At 41.2% G+C, this 7307-nt stretch carries 8 protein-coding genes and 2 pseudogenes; 6 read left to right on the top strand and 4 right to left on the bottom strand.

Translation table 11 applies throughout. From position 1 onward, the window contains the following. Window positions 1-850, bottom strand: an 850-nt coding sequence (locus tag HWQ37_RS10900) for a strawberry notch C-terminal domain-containing protein (protein ID WP_292746841.1), incomplete at its 3' end; no start/stop codon positions are given. Between the two features lie 15 nt (window positions 851-865). Here HWQ37_RS10900 and HWQ37_RS10905 point away from each other — a divergent pair. The 6 genes and pseudogenes from HWQ37_RS10905 (at window position 866) to HWQ37_RS10930 (ending at window position 5990) form a co-directional block, all read left to right on the top strand. Beyond that, complete coding sequence (locus HWQ37_RS10905) at window positions 866-1639, top strand: sigma-70 family RNA polymerase sigma factor (RefSeq protein ID WP_292746844.1); 774 nt, start codon at window positions 866-868, stop codon at window positions 1637-1639. 91 nt (window positions 1640-1730) lie between these two features. Next, a complete protein-coding gene (locus HWQ37_RS10910) occupies window positions 1731-1856 on the top strand; it encodes a hypothetical protein (RefSeq protein ID WP_292746847.1) in 126 nt (41 codons plus the stop codon). 54 nt (window positions 1857-1910) lie between these two features. Beyond that, window positions 1911-2162: a hypothetical protein gene (locus HWQ37_RS10915; RefSeq protein WP_292746850.1), complete on the top strand. Its 252-nt coding sequence runs from the start codon at window positions 1911-1913 to the stop codon at window positions 2160-2162. A 239-nt stretch (window positions 2163-2401) separates the two neighbouring features. Next, window positions 2402-3367 (top strand): RpnC/YadD family protein, encoded by a 966-nt coding sequence (locus HWQ37_RS10920; protein WP_292746853.1) that lies wholly within the window; start codon window positions 2402-2404, stop codon window positions 3365-3367. A 69-nt stretch (window positions 3368-3436) separates the two neighbouring features. Then, window positions 3437-4698 (top strand): annotated as a pseudogene (locus HWQ37_RS10925) (AIPR family protein). A gap of 341 nt (window positions 4699-5039) precedes the next feature. Beyond that, window positions 5040-5990, top strand: a complete 951-nt coding sequence (locus HWQ37_RS10930; RefSeq protein WP_292746856.1) for an RpoD/SigA family RNA polymerase sigma factor — start codon at window positions 5040-5042, stop codon at window positions 5988-5990. A 143-nt stretch (window positions 5991-6133) separates the two neighbouring features. Here the strand turns inward: HWQ37_RS10930 and patX are convergent, their stop codons facing one another. From patX to HWQ37_RS10945, 3 genes and pseudogenes are all read right to left on the bottom strand, one after another. Further along, on the bottom strand, window positions 6134-6364 hold the full coding sequence (gene patX, locus HWQ37_RS10935) for a heterocyst-inhibiting protein PatX (RefSeq protein ID WP_292746859.1): 231 nt from the start codon (window positions 6362-6364) through the stop codon (window positions 6134-6136). Between the two features lie 317 nt (window positions 6365-6681). Further along, on the bottom strand, window positions 6682-7041 hold the full coding sequence (locus HWQ37_RS10940) for a hypothetical protein (protein WP_292746861.1): 360 nt from the start codon (window positions 7039-7041) through the stop codon (window positions 6682-6684). Window positions 7042-7058: 17 nt separating this feature from the next. Then, window positions 7059-7307, bottom strand: a pseudogene (locus HWQ37_RS10945) (hypothetical protein); the annotation flags it as partial.

Consider the following 7307-nt stretch of genomic DNA (forward strand, 5'->3'; position numbering starts at 1 on the left):
CTTCGGCAGTTTTGATGTTATTCTTCTGTGTGCGTTCCACTTTCAAGTAATTGGTAACGCTACCAGTTTGAGCATGAGTATATACAGCTTCGTGGCTCTCAACAGTAAAACGTTCAGCCCGTAAAGTTTCCACACCCATCTCGTAGACCCCCGCCGCGATCGCTGCTTCAATCTGCTGGCTCAAGAGTAGTTCAAACCTCTCGAAAATGACGTTTTGCATATTGATGCGTAAAGCTAGTAGTCGATTGAGGAATTGACGTAGGGGTGGGAGGTCGATTTTCATGCCGCCTTCGTGGGAAGTGAGCGAGAGTCCTGTCATTTGCTCGAAAGTCCCCAAAGGCACTTGGGCAAACCGCCCTTGGAATATCTGCTTGAACAGTTCATACAGTGCGTACTCTGCATAGTTCGATTCAAGGTTATCTTTAGCTTCAAATATCCCATTACCTCCGGTTTGCCTTTGCCCCCTTGTGAGTGCACCCAAGCTATCCAGCCTTCGGGCAATGGTTGAGATAAAGCGGCGTTCACCTATGACGTTAGTGGTTACAGGTCTGAACACGGGTGCAGATGCTTGGTTTGTGCGGTGCGATCGCCCAAGCCCTTGAATTGCATTGTCTGCTCTCCATCCGGCTTCAAGCAGGTAGTGCGATCGCCGCCGACGATTCGCAGCATTTAGATCAGCATGATAACTTCTGCCTGTCCCACCAGCATCACTGAAGATGAGGATTTGTTTCTCGTCCGCCATGAATGCAGCAGTTTCAGCAATATTCGCGCCACTACCCCGTGAATCAACAAACAAACGCCCGGAATCATCCTTGAGAACTCGTTTACTGCGACCAGTTACTTCAGCCACTTGCTTGTGACCAAAATGCCACAGCAGCTTGGGCAAAGCGAAGCTGAAGTACAGTCAATCGTTCAACAAGGTCAAAAAGCTAAACATAAAATGGTGACAGCTAACCTACGATTGGTGGTATCGATCGCTAAAAAGTACCAAAATCACAATTTAGATTTTCTCGATTTGCTCCAAGAAGGGGCACTGGGACTACAGCGTGGGGTCGAGAAATTTGACCCTAACAAAGGCTATAAACTATCAACCTATACTTATTGGTGGATTACCCAGTCAATAACACGTGCTGTAGCAGATAAGTCTCGCACTATTCGTTTACCAATTCATATCAACGAAAAGTTAAACAAAATCAGGAGAGTACAGCAGCAACTGTCTCAATCTTTGGGTCGTCCTCCAGTTGTAGCAGAAATTGCCCAATCGTTGAATCTATTGCCAAGCCAAATAAGAGATTACCTTCAGGTTTCCAAGTCTCCAGTTTCATTAGAAATGCGAGTGGGAGATGAGGGTGAAAGCGAACTAGTCGATATTTTGCCGATGGATGGTATTTCCCTAGATGAGCAAATTACTCTTGAGCTTTTACACCAGGACTTGAGCGAGTTGCTGGCATTGCTTAAGCCAAGGCAACGAGAAGTATTGACTCTACGTTTTGGATTGGAAGATAATCAAGAATTAACTTTGAGTCAAGTTGCAAAACGCCTAAATCTTAGTCGAGAAACAATTCGTAAAACTGAACATCTTGCTTTAAAAATTTTGCGCTCTCATCAAAACAAGATTAAAGACTATCTTCTTAATTAGAACTAACTAAGGGTTATTGAACTCTAGTTTCATTTGTATAAGTCGAACTCGCTACTTCAAAGACTAAAAGCAGTCGCCACTGCCTTTTTAGATGCCTCCAATTGCGGCACTTAGGAGTGCGGTGCGATCGCATATTCGCACTTTCCGGCGGCATCGCCTCTGCTTAATCCCCGGCCAAAAACCATCAGATTGCCCCTGTTTATCAAATGGTGTATGAATATATTGCTATCTAGAAACTATCCTTATAAATAGAACACCAAAGAAAGAACCGATGCCCAGCAAAACTATTGAAGTCCGAGAGTACACCGTCAGAGCGCACAAGCGGGAAATTCATACTCGCGTTTTCAACTTTGTGTGTAAGCAGTGTGAACAACCCACACAACGAGAAACCTTTGGTGTGCGACCGCTCTACTGTGAAACATGCCGTCCGCCACAAGCGCCGAAGCAATCGAAAGTAGTCCCTATAGGCAAGAGGAAACCCAGAGCGATGAACTACAAGAGTGGTAAAGACATAGCTGGATGATTTGTTGTCTCTTGGGTGAGTGAAGCAGTGCGCTCATTCGCCCAACCTAATTCAAACAGGTAAAAGGTAACTCCAATGAATTCACATTAAACATATTTTCTTCTTCGATTTATCTGTGGGATTAAGAAAACTTCCCAGATTAAGATTAATTAGTAAGCAACTTCAACACAATTCTCAAATCATACACTGGCTCACAAGTAGTAATACAATCAGGGGCGTGAGTTCGTTCTGGAACGAGTATGACCAATACCAACCCTCAAACCGAATATGATTCGCCGTGGAAACAGATACTACAACTGTATTTTGAAGACTTCATGCTGTTTTTCTTTCCGCAAGCACATAGGGAAATAGATTGGACTCGACAGCCTGAGTTCTTGGACAAAGAATTAGAGCAGGTAGTGCGTGATGCCGAACTAGGGAAAAGACTGGCGGATAAGCTGGTAAAAATATACCGCATTGGTGGCGAAGAATCCTGGATACTGATACATTTAGAAATCCAATCCCAGTCAGAGTCAGACTTTAGCGAAAGGATGTTTACCTATAACTACCGCATCTACGATAGATATAAGCGATCGGTGGCATCCTTGGCAATTCTAGGTGATGAGCAGGTAAACTGGCGACCAAATCGGTTTGGTTACGAGTTGTTTGGCACTAAAGTAGAGTTTCAGTTTCCAATTGTCAAATTGTTAGACTATCAACAACGTCAGTCTGAGCTAGAAGCCAGCCGTAACCCTTTGGCGACTGTGGTGATGGCACATTTAGCAGCAGTACAAACCAAGAGCGACAGGTTACAACGTAAGCAGCAGAAACTAAGTTTAGTGCGGAGACTGTACCAGCAGGGGTTTGAACGTGAGGATGTTCTAAACTTGTTGGCTTTTGTAGACTGGGTATTAACACTCCCTCAAGATTTAGAGCGAGAATTTCAGCATGAAGTAGAACAATTGGAGGCAGAGCAACGTATGCAGTATGTTACTTCTTTTGAACGTAGTGGTATTGAAAAAGGTAAGCTTGAAGCTTTGTTGAAAGGTATAGCCTTGGGATTAAAGCTCAAATTTGGAGAAACTGGTCAAAATTTATTACCTGAAATCGAATCTATCCAAGATGTAAATCTGCTAGAAGCCATCTTGTCAGGGATAGATACGGCTAGTACTGTTTCACAATTGCGTCAAATTTACCAGTCGTCCACAACAGACACTCAGCAATGAGATTGGGCATCGCCTAATTTCCCCATCCCCGAATCAACAAGCCCAAGACGAATTTAACTAAAATAAAGTATGCCCAAGACTTGGAACATCAAGATAGATAACTATTTTCAAGCCAACCCCAATTGCATCATCGCCACTGCTCATGTAGACTCGTTCCCCACAGACCTACCCCTAGAACCCAATATCAGGGAACCAAACCGCAAAAGCGCGACCTACAGACAAATCTTCGACTCACTGACTACCGAACCCGAAAAATTCTTCTCTCGCCACAGTGGAATCGTTCTGTCAGCCAATAAAACTAAACCTGTCAAAAACAAAACTGAACTAGAGCTAGAAGTCTTAGAAGCCAAGAGGGGGGTAGCGATGGAATTATCAACGGTGGCCACACGATTTTAGCTTTTGAGCAAGCGAAAAATTACAACTACAATTTAACCGAAGCTAGGGTAAAAGTTACGATTCACATCGGGCTGACTGAAGAATCAGCCAAAGATATAGCCCTAGCTTCAAATACTACAACACCAGTAGATTCTCGCTCCAAAGTCAACGCCAGGGGTGATTACAAATTCATCAAGCAGTATTTAGCCCAGTTAGAACAGAAAGAAGATAGAAAATTCCGCATCGCTTATTACCAGAATCAAAGCGGCGCTCCCAGAAATGCCCAGTGTAATGTCACCCATTTGCTCAAGCTCATTTACTGCCTCGACAGGAATAAATACAACCCCGACAGCAATAAACGAACCAAGCACCCAGCAGGAATGAGTCTTCCAAGTAACATCACAGACGCAGAAAGAGAAAGATTAACCGCCTTACTGCCTCTCTTGACTCATGCTTTGTGGATAGAGCAAAGACTCTACGAAATAATCCAAGAATATATCAGCAACCCCAGAAGAAAGGGTGCTAACGATTTAGCATCAATAGATATACGTAAAACTACATTGTTGCCTGACAGCAAGTATTCATTCGGGTTTGGTGCGCCAACTGACCTGGCACTACCGATAATCGCATCATATCGGGTATTTTTGGATAAAGACTATAAATGGATTCTGCCGTTTAACGAATTTGCTGAAGATTTCCTGCAACACTTGTGGGCTAACTACTTCCGCAAATATTTGGTGTCGGAGAAAACAGCAGGAAATACAGTCGGTACAAAAATCAGCCGCAATCAAGAGATTTGGGAAAGTTTGTATATCTCAGCGCAAAGTTATCTAAATCAGCACTTGATGAAAATGGTTAACTCCAGTAAGTCAGAAGAATCTCAGGTGACACAAGGTACAAACAAGAGGGGAAAAGGGAAAAGGGGTGAACTCAACGCGACTACTGTTCCCAAATAGTTTTTTACCGAACAGGGTATGAGGTGTACGGGAAAGACTATTAGTCCCCATACCCTACTTGACTTTTCCAGTTAAGTCAGGAACTCTCATTTAGAGCTTGGGTAATGCCATAATTAATTCTCAACAAGCTAAGTTTAATGACAAAATCTACCACAGGTAGAACTTTGGGATGGAGGTATAGTAAGCGCTCACTGGATACTGTTATGAATAATTGCGTTCTAAATTGAATTTATCTATTGCAATCTCAGGTTGATATTTTTAGCTGTTGAAATCAGGAAAATTAATTCAGTGATTTGATTTATACTTTTAGGTTCGTCTAAATATCAAAAAAGTTTTGTCGTATGTCCAGCCTGAGTCCAGACATGGTTCGTATCTATTTGCAAGAGATTGGTCGTTATCCAATGCTAACCGCAGACCAAGAAATTGCTTATGGCAGGCAGGTACAGCAAATCATGGCAATTGAGCAAAGAAAAAATGAACTCACCCAACAACTAGATCGTGAGCCAACAATGGTCGAATTAGCTGTTGATGTTGACAAAAGTGAATTGGAAATAGCTCAAATACAAAATCTTGGGCAACGAGCCAAACAAAAAATGGTGACAGCAAACTTGCGTCTGGTGGTTTCGATTGCCAAAAAATATCAGAAGCGCAATCTGGAATTCTTAGATTTGCTGCAAGAAGGAGCAATAGGTTTACAAAGGGGTGTAGAAAAATTTGACCCCAATCGCGGCTATAAGCTTTCCACCTACGTATACTGGTGGATTACGCAGTCAATCACACGGGCAATTGCAGAGAAATCTCGTACTGTACGCTTGCCAATTCATATCACCGAACAACTGAATAAAATCAAGAAAGTACAGCGAGAATTATTTCAGACACTGGGTCGTCCAGCCAGTGTTGTAGAAATTGCTGAAACTTTAGACTTACAACCAAGCCAGATTAGGGATTTTCTCAGCAGTTCAAAGCAGCCAATTTCTCTAGATGTAAAGATTGGAGATAACCAAGACACAGAACTTAGTCAACTTTTACCAGATGAGGGCATATCTCCAGACGAACATATCACCAAAGAACTTTTACGCCAAGACATTAATAGTTTATTAGAATCACTCAAACCGACGCAACGTGAAGTATTAATTTTGCGTTTTGGGTTAGAGAACGATCAAGAACTAACTTTAGCTCAAATTGGAGAGAAATTGAATGTCAGTAGAGAACGAGTTCGCCAAATTCAGCAGCAAGCAATCACTGTTATACGTCGTCAAAAAACTGAAATTCAACAGTATTTAGTTTCGTGAGAAGTACTTATTGATGATATTTTCGGGACTAATTAGCGAAAAAGAAAGGCTGGGGTAGGGTTACAGGTTTGGGTGTAGGGAAAGACAAAAAGTCTTACTACACCCCACACACTCTCATTTTTCAGATACTGTAAAAAGTCAGATTAAACAAGAAGATCAATATTTTTTAAAGGTTCAATTAAATATCTACGTCCACCGCCTCTATGAGGTACAGGGTTACTGGGAGTATTATATCTGATAATCTCTGAAAATAACTGTTGTGTTTTATAAGTAGTCAGCAGTGTCTGTGATAATTTATTTATCTGTATTTGGGAATTAAGACTTAGTAAGCCAAATACAAAAGTCCAGACTAAAGTATAGGGTGTAAAAGGCATAGTTAATAGCTCTATTTTATTTCTATTAACTAATACTTAGTATTTTTAAATTATCCGGTAAATATATATAAATATAATGGCAAAGCTGTCTTAATTCTGGGTTTGATATCGCAATATAACTTGGTTTGAATACGACTATTATATAAATCTTTGACAAAAAAACTAATGAAAAAAGTCATGAATTCGACCATGACTTTTGGCACAAATAAATGACCGATTTGGCCAGTTACTAGGGATTGATAAACTCTGGACAATTCTCACCATCCCATCGGTCAAATAGGACTGTTTTTCAAGCCCCCACTGCACCTCTACTCAGGTCAGTGGTGGGTTGTTGACTTGAGCTTCTGATAGTCTTGAAAAAAACGATTCAAATCACTTAAAAGTTGACAATACAAGCTATTGTTTTCATAAGTGCCACTAGTATTCTCCCAAGAATCGCAAATTCTTGGGCTAGTAAGAGGCAAAATCAAAACAAATAGAGCCGCAATTAGAGGCACAATTAATATAAGGTTTCGGACATCAGTAATTAAATCACCAACTTCGCTCAGAATAGGTAACTCATATTGATGACGATGTGTAATTAGTACATCTTTGGTTTTCTGAGGTCGAGTTTTTTGCTCCTTTTCTAAAGAGCTTGAGGCTTTTGAGGGGAAGTTGCTTTGATTATTGTCTTGCATAAGTTATTCAACAAATTTTAATTTTGATTACTATTGCAGCCGTCGAATTTGTACTTAAGATGTGAATTATGAAGCAATTTTTCGATTCCTTTTCGGATAAGCTCTGGTGGAACTCCGTCTAATTTCAACTCGCTTTGAATAAACTCATCAATGGAACTGGCTTTCGTTTTCTTCAAAAGTGCCAACATTTGTTGAGCTTGGGTTGTTGATGTGCAAGATGAATTAGTTTCAGCTTGAGAGGTTTGCTTATGACTTAGTGCAGAGTC

The organism is Nostoc sp. NMS4 (assembly GCF_017115095.1).
In the GTDB taxonomy this organism is placed as follows: domain Bacteria; phylum Cyanobacteriota; class Cyanobacteriia; order Cyanobacteriales; family Nostocaceae; genus Nostoc.